The 19,154-nt window shown below is 35.6% G+C and carries 17 protein-coding genes and 1 riboswitch; of the genes, 10 read left to right on the top strand and 7 right to left on the bottom strand.

Annotation, left to right across the window (positions count from 1 at the left end; all coding sequences use genetic code 11):
• Positions 1-61: 61 nt before the first annotated feature.
• Positions 62-409: a hypothetical protein gene (locus tag HMPREF2937_RS00090; RefSeq protein WP_002480897.1), complete on the bottom strand. Its 348-nt coding sequence runs from the start codon at positions 407-409 to the stop codon at positions 62-64.
• A 169-nt stretch (positions 410-578) separates the two neighbouring features.
• Here HMPREF2937_RS00090 and pepF point away from each other — a divergent pair, with 169 nt between their 5' ends.
• Complete coding sequence (pepF, locus tag HMPREF2937_RS00085; RefSeq protein WP_070863770.1) at positions 579-2,390, top strand: oligoendopeptidase F; 1,812 nt, start codon at positions 579-581, stop codon at positions 2,388-2,390.
• Positions 2,391-2,482: 92 nt separating this feature from the next.
• Here pepF and phoU read toward each other — a convergent pair whose 3' ends face one another.
• From phoU to cvfB, 6 genes are all read right to left on the bottom strand, one after another.
• Entirely contained in the window at positions 2,483-3,130 is a 648-nt protein-coding gene (phoU, locus tag HMPREF2937_RS00080; protein WP_002480899.1) for a phosphate signaling complex protein PhoU, read from the bottom strand.
• The gene (gene pstB / locus HMPREF2937_RS00075; protein ID WP_002480900.1) at positions 3,130-4,023 is read right to left on the bottom strand and encodes a phosphate ABC transporter ATP-binding protein PstB; all 894 of its coding nucleotides are present in this window, start codon (positions 4,021-4,023) and stop codon (positions 3,130-3,132) included. Before pstB ends, phoU begins: the two co-directional genes overlap by 1 nt.
• Positions 4,024-4,074: 51 nt before the next feature.
• On the bottom strand, positions 4,075-5,007 hold the full coding sequence (gene pstA / locus HMPREF2937_RS00070; RefSeq protein WP_002480901.1) for a phosphate ABC transporter permease PstA: 933 nt from the start codon (positions 5,005-5,007) through the stop codon (positions 4,075-4,077).
• A gap of 1 nt (position 5,008) precedes the next feature.
• Positions 5,009-5,935, bottom strand: a complete 927-nt coding sequence (pstC, locus tag HMPREF2937_RS00065; protein ID WP_002480902.1) for a phosphate ABC transporter permease subunit PstC — start codon at positions 5,933-5,935, stop codon at positions 5,009-5,011.
• 176 nt (positions 5,936-6,111) lie between these two features.
• A complete protein-coding gene (locus tag HMPREF2937_RS00060; RefSeq protein ID WP_002480903.1) occupies positions 6,112-7,056 on the bottom strand; it encodes a phosphate ABC transporter substrate-binding protein PstS family protein in 945 nt (314 codons plus the stop codon).
• 421 nt (positions 7,057-7,477) lie between these two features.
• Positions 7,478-8,389 carry an RNA-binding virulence regulatory protein CvfB gene (gene cvfB, locus HMPREF2937_RS00055; RefSeq protein WP_023015224.1) on the bottom strand — a complete coding sequence of 304 codons (912 nt, stop codon included), beginning with the start codon at positions 8,387-8,389 and terminating at the stop codon, positions 7,478-7,480.
• Positions 8,390-8,574: 185 nt separating this feature from the next.
• Here cvfB and HMPREF2937_RS00050 point away from each other — a divergent pair, with 185 nt between their 5' ends.
• The 9 genes from HMPREF2937_RS00050 to lysA all read left to right on the top strand — a co-directional run bounded on the left by HMPREF2937_RS00050 (position 8,575) and on the right by lysA (position 18,945).
• On the top strand, positions 8,575-10,176 hold the full coding sequence (locus HMPREF2937_RS00050) for an ABC-F family ATP-binding cassette domain-containing protein (RefSeq protein ID WP_070863769.1): 1,602 nt from the start codon (positions 8,575-8,577) through the stop codon (positions 10,174-10,176).
• Between the two features lie 252 nt (positions 10,177-10,428).
• Positions 10,429-10,605: riboswitch (Lysine riboswitch) on the top strand.
• A gap of 87 nt (positions 10,606-10,692) precedes the next feature.
• Positions 10,693-11,895, top strand: coding sequence for an aspartate kinase (locus tag HMPREF2937_RS00045; protein ID WP_002480906.1), 1,203 nt, complete (start codon positions 10,693-10,695; stop codon positions 11,893-11,895).
• A gap of 79 nt (positions 11,896-11,974) precedes the next feature.
• Positions 11,975-12,964: an aspartate-semialdehyde dehydrogenase gene (locus HMPREF2937_RS00040; RefSeq protein WP_023015223.1), complete on the top strand. Its 990-nt coding sequence runs from the start codon at positions 11,975-11,977 to the stop codon at positions 12,962-12,964.
• A gap of 1 nt (position 12,965) precedes the next feature.
• Positions 12,966-13,850: a 4-hydroxy-tetrahydrodipicolinate synthase gene (gene dapA, locus HMPREF2937_RS00035; RefSeq protein WP_023015222.1), complete on the top strand. Its 885-nt coding sequence runs from the start codon at positions 12,966-12,968 to the stop codon at positions 13,848-13,850.
• Positions 13,850-14,575, top strand: coding sequence for a 4-hydroxy-tetrahydrodipicolinate reductase (dapB, locus tag HMPREF2937_RS00030; protein WP_002480909.1), 726 nt, complete (start codon positions 13,850-13,852; stop codon positions 14,573-14,575). The genes dapA and dapB overlap by 1 nt, the downstream gene beginning before the upstream one ends.
• A gap of 24 nt (positions 14,576-14,599) precedes the next feature.
• Positions 14,600-15,319: a 2,3,4,5-tetrahydropyridine-2,6-dicarboxylate N-acetyltransferase gene (gene dapD / locus HMPREF2937_RS00025; protein ID WP_002480910.1), complete on the top strand. Its 720-nt coding sequence runs from the start codon at positions 14,600-14,602 to the stop codon at positions 15,317-15,319.
• 119 nt (positions 15,320-15,438) lie between these two features.
• On the top strand, positions 15,439-16,602 hold the full coding sequence (locus HMPREF2937_RS00020; RefSeq protein ID WP_060804279.1) for a M20 metallopeptidase family protein: 1,164 nt from the start codon (positions 15,439-15,441) through the stop codon (positions 16,600-16,602).
• Entirely contained in the window at positions 16,599-17,675 is a 1,077-nt protein-coding gene (locus HMPREF2937_RS00015; protein WP_070863768.1) for an alanine racemase, read from the top strand. Before HMPREF2937_RS00020 ends, HMPREF2937_RS00015 begins: the two co-directional genes overlap by 4 nt.
• Before the next feature lies 1 nt (position 17,676).
• Positions 17,677-18,945 (top strand): diaminopimelate decarboxylase, encoded by a 1,269-nt coding sequence (lysA, locus tag HMPREF2937_RS00010; protein ID WP_002480913.1) that lies wholly within the window; start codon positions 17,677-17,679, stop codon positions 18,943-18,945.
• The last annotated feature ends 209 nt before the right edge of the window (positions 18,946-19,154 follow it).

Raw genomic sequence — 19,154 nt, 5'->3', positions numbered from 1 at the left:
ATAGTATAAACAAAATAAAACAAGACTGCTTAGAAAATAGCCTTGTTTGTTATAAATATATTTATTTATTTCTGCGGAAACCATGTATGCGTGAACGTCTGCCTTCATGTTCATGCAGCTCTTTTTGAAGACGTTTTTCTAAACGACGACGTCTGAAGTCGCGTGTGAAATACCAGACTAAGAAACTTTCAATTAAACTGATAATTGCCATAAACGCAGCATACCCTAATAATGGCTGATACGTGATATCAAAAAAGTTTGGCAAGAAGAATGCAAGCACGCCTAGTACTACAAATGTTAATACTGCAGGTGCTACCCATTTACTTAAAGCGAGTCCGAAAAAGACAGTTACGATTAATACTGCTACAATCGTTATCCATAAATAATTCGGCATATCAAAAATCGTCATATACTTACTCCTCTCATTTCTATGAGAATTTAATCGTTTGCTTTATACATATTGTACAGTAAAGTGATTAAAACATGAAATAAATCAAAGCTTGTGCTAGATGCTTTCATGAATCGCTTGATGTATAATTTACTCATAACAATTATTAAGATTGCAGGAGGAATTCTATATGAGCCAAGGATTACCATTAAGAAAAGATATTCCTAAGCAAGAGAAATGGGACTTATCGGATTTATTTGAAAGTGATGAAGCATTTTATCAAACATTAGAAGAAGTATTAAGTGATACACTTGCGTTCAATAAGACGTTTGAAAATCATTTAGATTCAGTAGAACAAGTGAAAGCAGCATTACCTCGATTTGTAGATTTATTAGTTCAAATTGATCGTTTAGGTAATTACGCGGAAATGTATCACAGCGTAGATACTACTGACCCAAATCGTCAAAAATTGAGTGCTAAACTTAGTACATCATACGGAAAAATTGCGAGTCAACTTGCTTTTGTTGAGTCAGAAATTCTCGCATTATCTGATGCGCAAATCGACGAATTGATTGCAGAAACACCTTATCCACATTATTTAAAACAATTGAAACGTCGTAAACCACACCAATTGTCATTCGAGGTGGAAAAAACATTAGCAGCTTTATCACCGACATTCAGTGCAGCTTATGATATGTACGGTATCACTAAAATGTTGGATATTCATTTTGAGCCATTTGAAGTAGAAGGTAAAACATATCCATTAGACTACCCTACTTTCGAAAATGAGTATGAAGATAATCCTGATACAACATTCAGACGTAAAAGCTTTAAACATTTCAGTGAAGCTTTACGTAAATATCAACATACGACAGCTGCGATTTATAATACGCATGTACAACAAGAGAAAATTGAAGCGGATTTAAGAGGCTATGATTCAGTCATTGACTACTTGTTGGAAGAACAAGAAGTGACAAGAGAAATGTATGACCGTCAAATTGATGTCATTATGAGTGAATTAGCACCTGTCATGCAACGATATGCGAAATTACTTCAAAAAGTACATGGTTTTGACCATATGAAATTTGAAGACTTGAAAGTCTCTATTGATCCATCATACGATCCAGAAATCTCAATTGAAGATTCTAAAAACTATATCTATAATGCATTAGGTATTTTAGGCGATGACTACTTGAACATGGTACAAGCTGCTTATGATGATCGTTGGATAGATTTTGCGCAAAATAAAGGTAAAGAAACAGGTGCTTATTGTGCAAGTCCATATGCTTCTCATAGCTATGTCTTTATTTCATGGACTGGTAAAATGAATGAAGCTTTTGTATTAGCACATGAATTAGGACATGCAGGTCATTTCAATCTTGCACAAAGTCATCAAAACTTCTTAGAATCAGAAGCGTCTATGTACTTTGTAGAAGCACCATCTACTACCAATGAAATGTTAATGTCGAACTATCTCTTTGAAAGCAGTAATGACCCTAAATTTAAACGTTGGGTAATCGGTTCTATTATTTCAAGAACATACTATCACAATATGGTGACGCACTTATTAGAAGCAACGTATCAAAGAGAAGTTTATCGCTTAGTAGATGCAGGTGAAACATTAACAGCCTCTACACTTAATGATATTACACGCAAAGTTTATCAAGACTTCTTTGGTGATGCAGTTGAAATTTCTGAAGGAGCAGAGTTGACTTGGATGCGTCAACCACACTACTATATGGGACTCTATTCTTATACGTATTCTGCTGGTTTAACAATAGGTACAGTGATGTCACAACGTATTAAAAACGAAGGACAACCTGCAGTAGAAGATTGGTTGAATACCTTGAAAGCTGGCGGCAGTTTATCACCTGTAGACTTAGCAAAAACAGCAGGTATTGATATTACAACAGATGCCCCACTTCGTGAGACAATCAGTTATATCAGCAGTCTTGTAGATGAACTTGAAGTATTAACAGAAGAAATTAACCAACAATCATAAGAAAAGTTCATATCAAGCTTTATATATTGTTGAGATACACAAATAAAACAGGGAGAACGCTCGCATTGAGTGTTCTCCCTGTTTTTATATTTTTAGACCATTGATTCGTAAGCTTCGCCAGTAATATAGTAGTAAATATTTTCAGCGATATTTGCGATATGGTCTCCCATACGTTCTAAATGTCTTGCTGCTAAATGGGCTTGCCCTGCCACAAATGGATCATTATCGATTAAATAAGTTGTATTTACGATGTCTTTATATAAATCGTCAATATCTTTATCTCGTTCTATTATTTCAAGAATTAAAGTTACGTCTTTATTTTTAAATGCTGTATCTAAATCTTTCAGCATAAGCAACCCTAAATCACCCATTGTTTTTAAACGCGTTAAAATGTAATGATCAGTGATTTTTACACGTTTACGGATTTTCGCAATGCTTGCGGCATTATCACCGATTCGTTCAAATTCTGATGCGATTTTTAATGCAGCAATCATCATACGTAAATCTGTCGCAATCGGTTGTTGTTTTGTGATTAACATCACAACTTTTTCATTGATTTCATCTTCTAATTGGTTAATATCCAAATCACCTTTAATGATTTGGCGAGCGAAATTTCGATCTTCTTTATTTAAAGATTGAACCGCTTTTTCGATACTGAAGTAGACTTTAATACCCAAAGCACGTAAATCTTTGATTAAGTCTTTTAGTTGCTCTTCATAATGCTGACGGATAACAGTCATTAACCGAAACGTCCTGAAATGTAGTCTTCTGTTTGTTTGTCAGAAGGATTAGAGAAGAGCTTATCAGTATCATCGTACTCGTTTACGTAACCATTTAAGAAGAATGCTGTTTTGTCTGAAATACGTGCTGCCTGTTGCATGTTATGCGTTACCATGATGATAGAATATTTTTGTTTTAATTCTTGAACCAATTCTTCAACTTTTAATGTTGAAATCGGGTCAAGTGCTGATGTAGGTTCATCCATTAAGATTACATCAGGTTCGATTGCTAAACATCTAGCGATACATACACGCTGTTGCTGTCCACCTGATAAACCATATGCGTTTTGGTTTAATCTGTCTTTTAATTCATCCCAGATTGCTGCGCCGCGTAATGATTTTTCAACGATTTCATCTAAGACTTTCTTGTCTTTGATGCCGTGGATTTTTGGACCATATGTGATGTTATCATAAATTGATTTTGGGAATGGGTTCGGTTGTTGGAACACCATACCTACGTTTGTACGTAATTTTTCAACAGATTGTTTATTGCTGAAAATATCGTTGCCGCGGTAAAGAATTTTACCTGCTGTTTTAACACTTGGTACAAGTTCTACCATTCTGTTTAATGTTTTGATATACGTTGATTTACCGCAACCTGAAGGTCCGATAATCGCTGTGACATTGTTTTCTAAAATATCTAAGTTAATATTTTTTAATGCGTGGTTTTCACCGTACCATAAGTCTAAATTTTGAGTTGAGTAAACAATTTCTTTATTTGTATCTGTTTCAATTTTAGACGATTCATTAGAGTATGATTCTACTTTAATTGTACGTTCTGACGCGTGGCTTTGTAACTCTTCATTTAGCTTTGCCTTGTCTTGTCCTTGTTTTCTGTCTTGAACTTTTTCCATTCTGTCAAAACTCCTTTGATCAATTATTATTCGTGAGCTTCAATTTATCAATTAGTATTTTTTACTGAATTTATTTCTTAAGAATATCGCTAAACCATTCATCGCTAGTAACAATACAAGTAAAACGATGATGCCGGCTGATGCGACATGTTGGAATGCTTCTTGCGGCATTTTTGCCCAGTTGTAAATTTGAATCGGCATTGCTTGGAACATATCGAAGATACCAGTTGGTAAGCGTAATAAGATTGTTGGGATACCGATTAAGATTAATGGTGCTGTTTCACCTAATGCACGTGATAACGATAAGATGAATCCTGTTAAGATACCAGGTAATGCAGCTGGTAAAACAATTTTGTAAATTGTTTGCCATTTGTTGCCGCCTAATCCATAACTTGCTTCTCGTACTGATTTAGGTACAGCACGAATTGCTTCTTGGCTTGATACAATGATTACTGGCAAAATCAGTAATGACATTGTTAAAGCGGCTGCAATGACTGATTTACCTAGTGATAAAGATTCAATTCCCATACCACGAACGAAAATCGTAAGTCCTAATAAACCGAATACAACTGAAGGTACACCAGCTAAGTTTGAAATACTGATTTTAACGAAACTTGTGAATGCATTATCTTTCGCATATTCTTCAAGATAAATCGCTGTACCTACACCTAAAATAATTGAGATAGGAATGATTGTAATCATTAACCATAATGTACCAACTAATGCACCTTTAATCCCTGCCATTGAAGGCATTGAAGATGAGAAGTTCGTAAAGAATGATGGTTTTAAATAAGGAACCCCTTTGATTAATGTATCGATTAATAATGCTGCTAGCACAATAAGTCCGATTAAAGTACAAGCGAAGAATACCCACTTCAACACTTTGTTTTTAGTTAAACGAGATGATAATTTCTTTTCAACTTGTTGTTGGTTAACCAGCGCTCTGCTGCTGCCACTTTGGTTTGTAGTTGTTGTAGTCGCCATCTTAATACTCCTCTCTGAAACGTTTTGCAATCCATTGAGAGATTAAATTCATTACAAGTGTGAAAAGGAAAAGCGTAAATCCTACAGCGTAAATACTGTAATACGTATCAGATCCGAATGTTGCATCACCTGTTGCAACTTGTACGATATAACCTGTCATAGTCTGAATTGAACCAGTTAAATTAAATGTTGCATCTGGTGTACTACCTGCTGCTAAAGATACAATCATTGTTTCACCGATGGCTCTTGAGATTGCTAAAACAATTGAAGCGACAATCCCTGAAATGGCTGCTGGTAAAACAACTTTTGTCGCAACTTCAAATTTTGTTGCGCCTAATCCTAATGCACCTTCACGAATTTTGTTCGGTACTGATGCCATCGCATCTTCACTTAAACTTGTGATTAATGGGATGATCATAACCCCTACGACTAAACCTGGTGAAATTGAGTTGAAGCTTCCTAATTCAGGGAAGATACTACGTAACATTGGTGTTACGAATGTTAATGCGAAGAAACCAAACACAATTGTTGGGATCCCTGCTAAAATTTCAAGTACAGGTTTAATAATTTTACGCATTCTGTCTGATGCATATTCGCTCAAATAAATCGCTGCGCCTAATCCGATAGGTACCGCAAAGAGTGTCGCAATGACAGTAACTTTCAACGTACCAAATATTAATGCCCAAATACCGTATTTCGGGTCGCTAGAGAATGGGTTCCACTCTCTTGTAAACAAGAATTCTACGATAGATACACGTGTGAAGAATGTAATAGTTTCTGTTAATAGAGTAAATAAGATACCAATTGTTGTAAGAATCGATATCACTGCGATAACCGCTAAAACAATAGGAACAAGTTTGTCACTGACACCTTTTTTGTTTCTTTGGTTATGAGCAATCATTTCTCTAACGTTGTGTTGAGATTTCATAATTCCCTTCTTCCTTCCCTTGGAAAAATAATAAGTGTTAAACAATTTGATTGTGTGAATAAGTCTTAAAACAAGCGCACCCGAGACACAGCTCGGGTGGACAAGTGCTTATGAGATGCGAAACTTAAGTTGAAAGTTTCACTGCTAATGGAAGTTTAACTTGAGTACTGCTGTGATTATTTAGTTGAATCTTCTAGTTTTTTAAGTTGATCTTTGTAGTCTTTTTCAGGTAATGCTACATAGCCAGCTTTTTCTGCTGATTTACCTTTATCTTCTAAGATAAATTTGATGAATGTGTTAAGACCTTTATTGTCTTTAAGTTTTTTGTCGTTAGTGTATACATATAAGTCACGGCTTAATGCGTAAGAACCATCTTGGATAGATTTCTTAGTTGGTTCGATTGCTTTACCGTCTTTACCTTTGATTTTAACTTCTTTTAATGAATCTTTGTTTTGCTCGTAGAAGTTGTAACCAAAGTAACCTACACCGTTTTTGTTATTTTTAACTGATTGTACGATAACGTTTGTATCTGCGTTTTTCTCAGCTTTGATATCTTCTTTGTTCATAACTTCTTCACTGAAGAAATCGTAAGTACCATGTGATTGGTCTGGTGAGAATGCTTTGATTTCTTTAGCTGGGAATTTAGGGTTAACATCTTTCCAAGTTTTAGCTTGACCAGAGTAGATTTTTTTCAACTCATCAACTGTTAACTCTTTAACGAAATCGTTGTCTTTGTTGACTGCGATTGTTACACCGTCTTTAGCGATCTTCCATTCAGAGTATTTGATGCCTTTTTCTTCTAATTTCTTTTTCTCTTCATCTTTGATTGGACGTGAAGCGTTTGAGAAATCAGTTTCGTTATTGATGAATTTTTCAAAACCGCCACCTGTACCAGAAGTACCTGATGAAACCGTAACGTTCGGATATTTTTGAGCAAATTTCTCATTTAAAATTTCAATAATTGGTCCTACAGTTGAAGAACCGTCACCTTTAACTTCGCCTTTGACTTCTTTATCCTTGCTATCTCCGCTGTCGCTGCTACCGCCGCCGCTGTTTCCACATGCGCCTAATAATAATGAAGCACCAATTACTGTAGTTCCTAAAACTTGCCATTTTTTCATGATAAGAAATCCTCCTAAAATAAACATTTGAGCGTTATGATTTTTTTGTTTGCTCAAGCTGTATGTAATTACTTTCAACACCTATATTACAGACGGATTGTTAATTACAAATAGAGGAATTGTAAATATACAGTGAATGAGAAATCAGATTAAATTTACAATCTTTACAAAGTTTACAAACGCACAATAAACCGCGTCATATCAACGTTTTAATATTGTGTTAATATGACCTTCATAATTGCTCAATGGAAATTAGATTGAAAATTTCTGTAAAAAAATTTGAAAAAAGGAGAAATAAATTGCGTGGCTTTGATTTTGAATGTAAAAATCGCTCTTTTAGGTGCTTATTTTACAGTGAGATTACAAAAAAATAGAAAAAACTAGGATGCAGTGCACCCTAGTTTCAATGTTTTTCATATTATTAAGATTGGTTTTCTGATTCAGCAATCGCTTCCCCTTTTTTGGTTAAGCTGATTTTGCCTGTTTCAATGTTAATGATTTTCTTCTTATATAAATGACCGATTGCACGTTTGAATGACCCTTTACTCATATTGAACACTTCTTTGATTGCTTCTGGACTTGATTTATCCCAAAACGGCAGTTCTCCATCATATTCTACAAGTAAATCAAAAATCACTTGGCCATCATCATCAAGACGTTCATGAGCCAATGGTAAGAATGAACCATTCAACTCGCCTTTTTCATTATGACCAATAATTCTTACATTGACTGCTTCCCCTAATCTAGGTTCTGATTTTCTTTCACTTTCATGTACAAAGATTTTATAACCATCTTTAGATAGTAAGAAACTTCCAATCTTTAATACACGATAGGCACGCGCTTCGATAATATTGTTTTGAAGTGAATCATCATGTACAGGTGTGTACATTTGACTGACGATCGTTTCTGAAGCGAGACGCGCAAACATTTGTCTCTCACTATCGATTCTTAATGTCGCAAGCACTTCATCGCCGTTTTGCGGCCATAATGATTTAACTTTTGGTAAATCTTCCCATGGGATTAAAACTTCACGAGGAAGTCCTGCATCTACTTTTGCACCATCGCGATCTGTTTTTAGTACTTTAACATAGTCATATTTGGTTGTTGTGATGTCTGGCATATTTTGAGTCGCAAATAATTCGCCAGAGCGGTTTGGGTAAATAAAGAAACTATATTCTTCACCTATTTCCAGGTCATCCTCTTCATTTACTTCTGATTGATTGAGTTTCACTTCTTCGCCATTTGGGCCTGCTAATTGGTATGTTGAACCATTCAAACCGACTACTTTGAGAAATTCAATTGTACCGATAATATCGTTATCTTTTAAAGCCATAATAACTCCTTCCACTTTCTGTATTAGGCATATTATAACACGGTTAACATTTTTATAGACAGAACTTCTATGGATTCTTTCTATAATATAGGTGAATTATGTTTGTTTAACCGCCATATATCGAAAGAAACGTATTTGTGTGGTATAATTCATGCGTTAGAAATATCAATTAATGGAGGAAATTCATGTTACAAGTTACTGATGTAAGTTTGCGATTTGGCGATCGTAAATTGTTTGAAGATGTAAATATCAAATTTACAGAAGGTAATTGCTATGGTTTGATTGGCGCAAACGGTGCAGGTAAATCTACTTTCTTAAAAATACTTTCTGGTAAATTAGATTCACAAACAGGTCATGTTTCAATGGGTAAAAACGAAAGACTTGCGATTTTAAAACAGGATCACTTTGCTTATGAAGATGAGCGCGTATTAGATGTTGTGATTCAAGGTCACGAGCGTTTATATGAAGTGATGAAAGAAAAAGACGAAATCTACATGAAACCAGACTTCAGTGATGAAGATGGTATTCGTGCTGCAGAATTAGAAGGCGAATTCGCAGAAATGAATGGTTGGAATGCTGAAGCAGATGCAGCAACATTATTATCAGGTCTAGGCATCCCTGCTGATTTACATGATAAAAAGATGTCTGAATTAGAAAACAACCAAAAAGTAAAAGTATTATTAGCTCAAAGTTTATTCGGTGAACCTGATGTTCTTTTACTTGATGAGCCTACCAACGGTTTAGATATCCCTGCAATCAGCTGGTTAGAAGATTTCTTAATCAACTTTGAAAATACAGTTATTGTAGTTTCCCATGACCGTCACTTCTTAAATAACGTATGTACACATATTGCTGATTTAGACTTCGGTAAAATCAAAGTGTATGTCGGAAACTATGACTTCTGGTATCAATCAAGTCAACTTGCTCAAAAAATGGCGCAAGAACAAAACAAGAAAAAAGAAGAAAAAATTAAAGAATTACAAGACTTCATTGCACGTTTCTCTGCGAATGCTTCTAAATCTAAACAAGCAACAAGCCGTAAGAAACAATTGGAAAAAATCGAGTTAGATGATATTCAACCATCATCTCGTCGTTATCCTTTCGTGAAGTTTTCACCAGAACGTGAAATCGGTAATGACTTATTATTTGTAGAAAACGTATCAAAAACAATTGACGGTGAAAAAGTTTTAGATAACATTTCATTTACAATGTTCCCTAACGATAAAGCTGTACTTGTTGGAGATAGTGAAATTGCGAAAACAACATTACTTAAAATTTTAGCTGGAGAAATGGAACCAGATGAAGGTACAGTTAAATGGGGTGTGACAACTTCACGTACGTACTTCCCTAAAGACAACTCAGAATTCTTCGATGGTGTGAATATGACATTAGTCGACTGGTTAAGACAATATGCACCTGAAGATGAACAAACTGAGACATTCTTACGTGGTTTCCTAGGTCGTATGTTATTCAGCGGTGAAGAAGTGAAGAAGAAAGCAAGTGTCCTTTCAGGTGGAGAGAAAGTACGTTGCATGTTAAGTAAAATGATGCTTTCAAGTGCGAATGTTCTCTTAATGGATGAACCAACAAACCACTTAGACTTAGAAAGTATTACTGCAGTCAACGATGGGTTGAAATCATTCAAAGGTTCAATCATCTTCACATCACATGACTTTGAGTTTATTAACACAATCGCAAACCGTGTGATCGACTTAAACCCACAAGGTGCCCTTTCTAAAGAAATCAGTTACGAAGAGTACCTAAAAGAAACTGGTGTATTAAGCTAGAAATTATGCAGAGGTTAGGTGAAAAATCCAAACCTCTTTTTCTATGTTTAATCCCTACAGTTCAGTCTATATAGAGTATATAGCTAAAAAATTGATAATAGACGATGAAAAAAACAAAGTATAAATTACACTTAATTAGTAAATACTTTCGGAATTTAGGCTTTTTTCAGTAAATTTCCAAAAATCATATATTTCTGGTTTACATCTCAATGGTAACTATGTATAATGTGATACATACTAATTAATTGAATAGTTTTTTGATGAGGCGCATCAATCATAAGTACTTGCCACGCCTACTGTCTGTTGCAGTTGGTAAGGAAAGGGTGAGATGCCGAAATAATCATAAATGCAGAGTTATGATTGTTGGACTTTCAGGTTAAGAGCTAAGGGTCTGTCATTATTATCAAATAATGGAGTGCATCACTTGTATATAAATTTACGAGCAAGTTCGCATTCCGGACTTGCTCTTTTTATATATGTGATTCTCCCCTACTATCGAGGAGGATATGTAAAGCAATGAAGAGAAGTGTTTTAAAATTCGGCGGTTCGTCTGTCAGCGATTTTACGAAAATTAGGAATATTGCTGAAATGCTGAAAAATAGAATTGAAAATGACGAACAACTTATTGTCGTGGTCAGTGCAATGGGAAAAACAACTGACCAATTAATGGAAAATGTAGCTGCGCTGACCAGCGAACCAAAACAACAAGAGCTTGCCCTCTTATTAACAACTGGTGAACAGCAAACTGTTTCCTACTTGTCTATGGTGCTAAACGATATAGGCGTTCAAGCAAGAGCCATGACAGGATATCAAGCCGGAATTAAAACAGTTGGACATCATCTCAAAAGCAGGATTGCAGAAATCAACCCTGATACTTTTGATAAAGCATTTGAAACGCATGATGTACTTGTTGTAGCCGGGTTCCAAGGTATCAATGATGAACTTGAATTGACTACGCTTGGCCGAGGTGGTTCGGATACGACAGCAGTTGCATTAGCAGCAGCCAATCAAACACCATGTGAAATTTATACAGACGTTGACGGTGTCTATGCGACTGACCCTCGTATTTATAAAGATGCCAAACGTTTAAGTGTAGTTTCTTACGAAGAAATGATGGAAATGAGCGCACTGGGTGCTGGGGTTTTAGAAACACGCAGTGTCGAACTCGCAAATAACTATAACATTCCATTGTATTTAGGAAGAACGTTATCAAATGTGGAAGGAACGTGGATTATGTCACAAACAGAAATACTAGAGAAAAAAGCAGTAACGGGCGTAGCTTTAGATAGCAAAATGATGCATGTCACTATCAGCTATCCCCTATCTGATAATAAACTCTTAACAGATTTATTTACTTTACTTGAAGAAGGACAAGTCAATGTTGATATGATTTCTCAAATCGTCAACCTTGAAGGGTTACAGCTCTCATTTACAATTAAAGATACTGATTTGACACAAATCAAAGGTATTTTTAACAAATTGTCAGAAAGTTACCAAGCTTTAGATTATAATTTAAATGATGCCTACGCAAAGATTTCCTTGATTGGATCAGGTATGAGAGATATGTCAGGTGTCGCATCGAAAGCTTTCATCAGTTTAATTAATGCAGGTATTCCGTTCTATCAAACAACGACATCTGAAATCAGTATCTCTTATGTTATCGATGCTGATAACGGAGAACGTGCAGTCAAACAACTTTATGAAACATTTGATATTTAAAAGTTGGAAAGCAGCAAGAATCAGAAACTCAAGAAAGAATTAACGACTTTCTTAAATAATAATATGGAGTGAATTGAATATGACAAAATTAGCAATCGCAGGTGCAACAGGTTTAGTAGGAAGCAAAATGTTAGAGACAATCGATCGTAAAAATATTCCATTTGATGAGCTTGTATTATTTTCTTCAGCAAGATCAGCAGGAAAAGAAATCGAGTTTCAAGGTAAAACATATACAGTTCAAGAACTAACAGAAGACGCTGCAAGCGAACATTTTGATTATGTATTGATGAGTGCTGGGGGCGCTACAAGTGAACACTTCTCACCTATTTTTGAAGAAGCGGGAGCCATTGTTATCGACAACTCAAGTCAATGGAGAATGCACGATGATATCGATTTAGTCGTACCAGAAGTCAATGAACCTAAATTTACAAGAGGTATCATCGCAAACCCTAACTGTTCAACAATCCAATCAGTGGTACCTTTAAAACCATTACAAGATAAATATGGTTTAAAACGTGTTGCTTATACAACATATCAAGCAGTATCAGGTTCAGGTTACGCTGGCCGTGAAGATTTATTAAATGGAGAAAAAGGAGAAGAACCAAAAACTTATCCTCATCCTATTTATAACAACGTGTTACCTCACATTGATGTCTTCTTAGAAAATGGTTATACAAAAGAAGAACAAAAAATGATTGATGAGACACGTAAAATCTTAAACTTACCAGACTTAAAAGTAACAGCAACTTGTGTGCGTGTACCTGTACAAGACAGCCACAGTGTTGAAATGGACGTTACTTTAGATAAACCAGCGACAGTAAAAGAAATTCAAGAACTATTTGAAAATGATGATCGTGTTGTCTTAGTAGACAATCCAGAAAATAATGAATATCCATTGGCTGTTTATTCTACTGGTAAAGATGAAGTCTTTGTCGGTCGTATCCGTAAAGACGATTCATTAGATAATACATTCCATATTTGGGTAACATCAGATAACTTACTTAAAGGCGCAGCATTGAATACAGTCCAAATTTTAGAACAAGTTTTATCAATGAAAGGAGTTTCTTAATATGAGTCGTTTATTTGAAGGAGTTGGGGTAGCTCTTACGACCCCATTCACAAATAATGAAGTCGATTATCAAGCATTAGAGAAACATGTTAATTATTTATTAGACAATAATATCCAAGCGATTATTGTAAATGGTACAACAGCAGAGAACCCTACTTTAACTGAAGATGAAAAAGAAAAAGTATTAGAAGCAGTTATTAAACAAGTGAATGGCAGAGCAACTGTTATTGCTGGTACAGGTACAAACTCAACTAAAAAATCTTTAGACGCTTCATTACGTGCTAAAGAATTAGGTGCAGATGCAATTATGCTGATTACACCTTACTACAATAAAACAAGCCAACGTGGTTTAATCGCCCACTTCACTACAGTGGCAGATGCAGTAGAACTACCTGTTGTTTTATATGATGTACCATCAAGAACAAATATGAGAATTGATGTAGAAACAATGGTTGAGTTAGCGAAAAATCCTTATATTGTAGCATTGAAAGATGCGACTAATGATTTTGAACATCACCGTGCGTTAAAAGAACGCTTAGACTTATCTGAGTTCTCATTATATAGCGGTAACGATGATAATGTTGTACGTTATTACGCTGAAGGCGGCCATGGTGTAATTTCAGTTGTCGCAAACGCGATTCCTGGTGATTTCCAAGCACTTTATGAAAAAGCAAAACGTGGCGAATCTATTGATAAAGATTTCGAACCAATTAACCGTTTGTTAAATGCGTTATCAGTAGATGTTAACCCTATCCCAATCAAAGCACTTACTGCTGTTGAAGGATTCGGTAACTACGAAGTACGTTTACCGTTAGTGACTTTAGAAGAATCAGACCGTAAACAACTTGAAGAAGCATATGCCAAATATAAAGCAGGTGAACTTTAATGAAAATTTTGCTAATCGGATATGGTGCAATGAACAAACGTGTGGCACGTTTGGCTGAAGAGCAAGGACATGAAATTGTAGGTGTTATCGTTCCAGATCCTGAAAATGACTATCCCTACCCTACTTATTCACAAATCAGTGAAGCAAAAGATGCTGAAGTAGCGATTGATTTCTCTAATCCGGAATTATTATTACCGTTATTAGACCAAGATTTCAAATTACCAGTTGTTGTAGCTACAACGGGTGAAAAAGAAAAAATTCAAGAAAAACTACAAGCATTAAGTAAAGACATGCCAGTCTTCTTTAGTGCAAATATGAGTTATGGTATCCATGTCATGACAAAATTATTAGAAGTTGCTGTACCACTTTTACAAGGTTACGATATCGAATTAATCGAAGCACACCATAATAAAAAAGTAGATGCACCAAGTGGTACATTGATTAAGTTGTTAGATGTTATCAAAGATATTAAAGAAGTAAATCCTGTCTATGATCGCTCACAAACAACTGAACGTAGAAAACCTGAAGATATCGGAATTAGTGCTGTTCGTGGCGGTACAATTGTTGGTGAACATGAAGTATTGTTTGCTGGTGTCGATGAAACGATTGAATTAACACATCGGGCACAATCAAAAGATATCTTTGCGAACGGTGCAATTACAGCCGCTGAGCGATTGGTTTCTAAACCAAATGGGTATTATACATTTGATAATTTAAATAATTAATTAAACAAAGGAGAGGTTTTTACCATGGCAAAAGATTTAACAGCTGAGGAGATTATTCAATATATTAGTGATGCGAAAAAATCAACACCACTAAAAGTTTATATTAACGGAGCGTTCAAAAACGTAGAATTTCCTGAATCATTTAAAGTATTCGGCGGAGAAGATTCTAAAGTGATTTTCTGTGAAGCAGATGACTGGGATAAATTCTATGACGAATATCAAAACTACATTGAAGATGTAGAAATTGAAATGGATCGTCGCAACTCTGCGATTCCACTAAAAGATTTACGTCATACAAACGCGCGTATTGAACCAGGTTCATTCATTCGTGAACAAGCGATTATCGAAGATGGTGCAGTTGTGATGATGGGCGCAACAATCAACATCGGTGCGGTAGTCGGCGAAGGTACAATGATCGACATGGGTGCGACATTAGGTGGTCGTGCAACAACAGGTAAAAATGTACACGTCGGTGCAGGTGCTGTATTAGCAGGTGTTATCGAACCACCAAGTGCATCCCCTGTTGTAATTGAAGATGATGTATTAATCGGTGCCAATGCAGTTATCTTAGAAGGCGTTCGTGTCGGTAAAGGCGCAATTGTTGCTGCAGGTGCAATTGTGACACAAGACGTTCCAGCCGGTACTGTAGTTGCAGGTACACCAGCGAAAGTAATCAAACAAACTTCTGAAGTTGAAGATTCTAAACGCGAAATCGTATCTGCTTTACGTAAATTAAATGACTAATCAAAAACCAGACGTTAACAACTATTAAATAAATCAAAAAAGGCGTATCGTGTGCGTTTTGCAGAGCCTCACATACGCCTTTTATACATATTATTAAGTAAGACAAAAGGAAGGATATTATGACACAAACTGAATTAGAATTTGTAACACAACATCGTCGCCATTTACATCAAAACCCAGAACTAAGTTTGGAAGAATACGAAACAACGAATCATATCATTGCTTTTTTAGAATCTATCGGCGTACCTTATGAACGTCCTTTAGAAACAGGTGTCGTTGCACACTTAAAAGGTAACGGTAATCATACAATTGCGTTTAGAGCTGATATTGATGCTTTACCGATTGATGAAGAAAATGACATCGACTTTAAAAGTTCAAAAGCAAATGTGATGCATGCGTGTGGACATGATGGTCATACAACTGCCCTACTCTTATTTGTCAGACGATGCAAAGCTTTATTTGACAAAGGCGAATTACCGCAAAATGTAGTGTTTATTTTCCAACCTGCTGAAGAAACAGGCGCAGGTGCTAACCGTTTGATCAAAGCTGGTGCATTTGATCATCATCCAATCGAAGCGGTTTTTGGTATCCATGTTATGCCGTTTAATGATGAAGGCACTGTAACAATTATGAATGAAGAAATTACTGCGAGCGCTACAGAATATCGATTCTTCTTAAAAGGACAATCTAGCCACGTTGCGAATAAAGAACAAGGACGCTCATGTGGTGAAGGTTTAATCCATGTATTAAACCAAGTGAGTCAAATTCAACAATATCATTTGAATGGTTTACAAAGAAATATAGTTCATATTGGTCGTTTTAATGCTGGTGAAGCGATTAACACAGTCCCTAGTCAAGGTTACTTAGAAGGTACAATTCGTACGTATGACACAAACGATCTACAAGCAGTAAAAGACCAAATGTCTAAAATTGCGCAAAGTGTACAGTTATTATTTGGTGTTAATTGCGAAGTGAAGTTTGAAGAAGGTTACCCACCTACTTATAATGACCCTACTTTACATGATGGTGTCGTTAAAGCTTTAAAAGATGCGGACTTTAATGTAGTAGAATTAGAAAAACCTTATTTATTCGGTGAAGATTTCAGTTTCTATAGCCAAATTGCGCCAAGTTACTTTGCTTTTGTCGGTATTCGTAATGAAGCAAATGACTGGGTACATGGTTTGCATACACCGAAACTTAACTTCGACGAAGCACAATTAATCCGTATTGCGGATTATTATGAAAATCTATTATTCCAATATGGCAAGGAGGTTTCTTCATGACAGCGATTTGGTCGGTAAACCGTCAACAATTTATAGATAATGCGAAAAAAGTACGTCATAACCAAAATTTAATGGCCGTTGTGAAGAACAATGCTTATAACTATGGGTTAGAATTTTCTGTAGAAGCCTTTTTAGAAGCTGGCATTGATACATTCAGCACAACTTCACTTGCTGAAGCTATTCGTGTCAGAAAAATTGCACCAAATGCGACGATTTTTTTAATGAACGCTGTTTATGATTTTGATGCGGTAAGAGATAATCATATTCACATGACCCTGCCCTCTTTAACTTATTACTATCAATATAAAGAAGAGTTACAAGGTATCCATGTTCACTTAGAATTTGAGAACTTACTTCATCGTTCTGGGCTTAAAACCATACAAGAAATTAAAGAAGTACTTGAAGATCATGCGAATAACCAAAATGAAGATCAGATGATTATCAGTGGTTTATGGACACATTTTGGTTACGCAGATGAATTTGATGTTCCTGAATATGGTATTGAAAAACAAGCGTGGTTTGACGTTGTCGATGCATTACTTTCTGAGGGATATCATTTTGATTTAATTCATGCACAAAACAGTGCTTCATTTTATCGAGAAGAACAACAACTTTTACCGCATCACACGCATGCACGTGTCGGTATTGCTTTATATGGCTCAAGACCTTACAGCAGCTTATCAGAAGACGTTATCAGTCAATCACTTACTGTTAAAGGTAATGTGATTCAAGTCAGAGATGTAAATAAAGGTGACTATTGCGGCTATAGCTTTGCGTATGAAGTCGAACAAGATCATACAAAACTTGCGGTTGTTGATATGGGTTACGGTGACGGTATTTTAAGAACCAGAGCTAAACACGAAGCCATTATTAATGGTAAACGTTACCCTATCAAAGCTTTGATGATGAGTCATATGTTCGTTGCGGTTGATGAAACCGTTACTGCACAAGATGAAGTGATACTATATAATGAAGATATGCGTATTGATGAATATACGTTTAAAGGTGTCGGCGCGAACTCTGAACAATTAAGTGCGCTAAACCATGATTCTTTGATAAAGGAGATTCGATAAAATGGTTGTAGAATATAAAAATGGTAAATTAACAATGGGTGGCACAAGTTTAGAAATGATTGCTCAAAGCTTCGGTACCCCACTGATTGTTTATGATGAGGACCAAATCCGTAATCAAATGCGCAGATATAAAGAAGCATTTGAAGCTAGCGGCCTTGATTATAATATTTCATATGCATCAAAAGCATTTACTTGCCTACAAATGGTTAAGCTTGTACAAGAAGAAGGATTAAGCTTAGATGTTGTATCTGAAGGTGAACTTTATACTGCTTTAGAAGCCGGTTACGACCCAGCAAACATCCACTTCCATGGTAATAACAAAACAAAACACGAAATTCGTTATGCATTAGAAAGTAAAATCGGTTATTTCGTGATTGATTCTTTAGATGAAATCGAATTAATTAACAGATATGCATCAGAAACAGCTGATGTTGTACTACGTGTAAATCCTGGTGTAGAAGCACATACCCATGAATTTATTCAAACGGGCCAAGAAGATAGTAAATTTGGTTTATCTATTCGCTATGGTTTAGCAGATCAAGCGATTGAAAAAATTCAAAATAGCGATAAATTAAACTTAAAAGGTATCCATTTCCATATTGGTTCTCAAATTGAAGGCACAGAAGCAATGATTGAAACAGCTAAAATTGTGATTAAATGGTTAAAAGATTTGAATTTAGAAGTGGATTTACTAAATATTGGTGGCGGCTTCGGTATCCGTTATGTTGAAGGTGATGTCAGCTTCCCTATCGAGTCAGGTATCAAAGAAATTACAGATGCTTTAAAAGATATTGCGAAAGAAGCAGATTATCCACTACCAACAATTGGTATTGAACCAGGACGTTCTATTGTGGGAGAAGCTGGTGTAACGCTTTATGAAGTCGGTACAATTAAAGAAATTCCTGGTATTAACAAATATGTATCTATTGACGGTGGTATGAGTGATCACATCCGTACAGCATTATATGGTGCGAAGTATGATGCCTTATTAGTTAATCGTGATGAAGAAGCGGACGATACAGTCACTATCTCTGGTAAATTATGTGAGTCTGGCGATATTATTGCGCGAGATGTGAAATTACCTTCATCTGTTCATCGTGGCGATTACCTTGCGATATTATCAACAGGTGCATATCACTATTCTATGTCATCTAACTATAACCAAATGCAGAAACCTGCAGTGTTATTTGTGAAAGATGGTAAAGCAAGAGAAGTTATCAAACGTCAATCACTACGTCAATTAATTATTAATGATACAAAAGTAAAATAAATCATAAATGTAAAAAACGAACTGAGATGAGATCAGTTCGTTTTTTGTATTATACGAGATTTACTAAATTAACAGAAGAAAAATCACTCTTTTCCAAGAAACAACAATGTATCATTATCTTAATTTTCCCTTCCGTTTTATATTGGGGATAAAGCCAAAAAAGGAAAAAGACAAAGAAAAGGGGTCGGGACATAAATGTTCTGACTTCT

It is taken from the genome of Staphylococcus sp. HMSC061G12 (assembly GCF_001838465.1).
GTDB classification, from domain to species: Bacteria; Bacillota; Bacilli; order Staphylococcales; family Staphylococcaceae; genus Staphylococcus; species Staphylococcus simulans.
The sequence above is the reverse complement of the archived record's forward strand: the minus strand, read 5'-3'. Positions and strand labels throughout refer to the sequence as shown.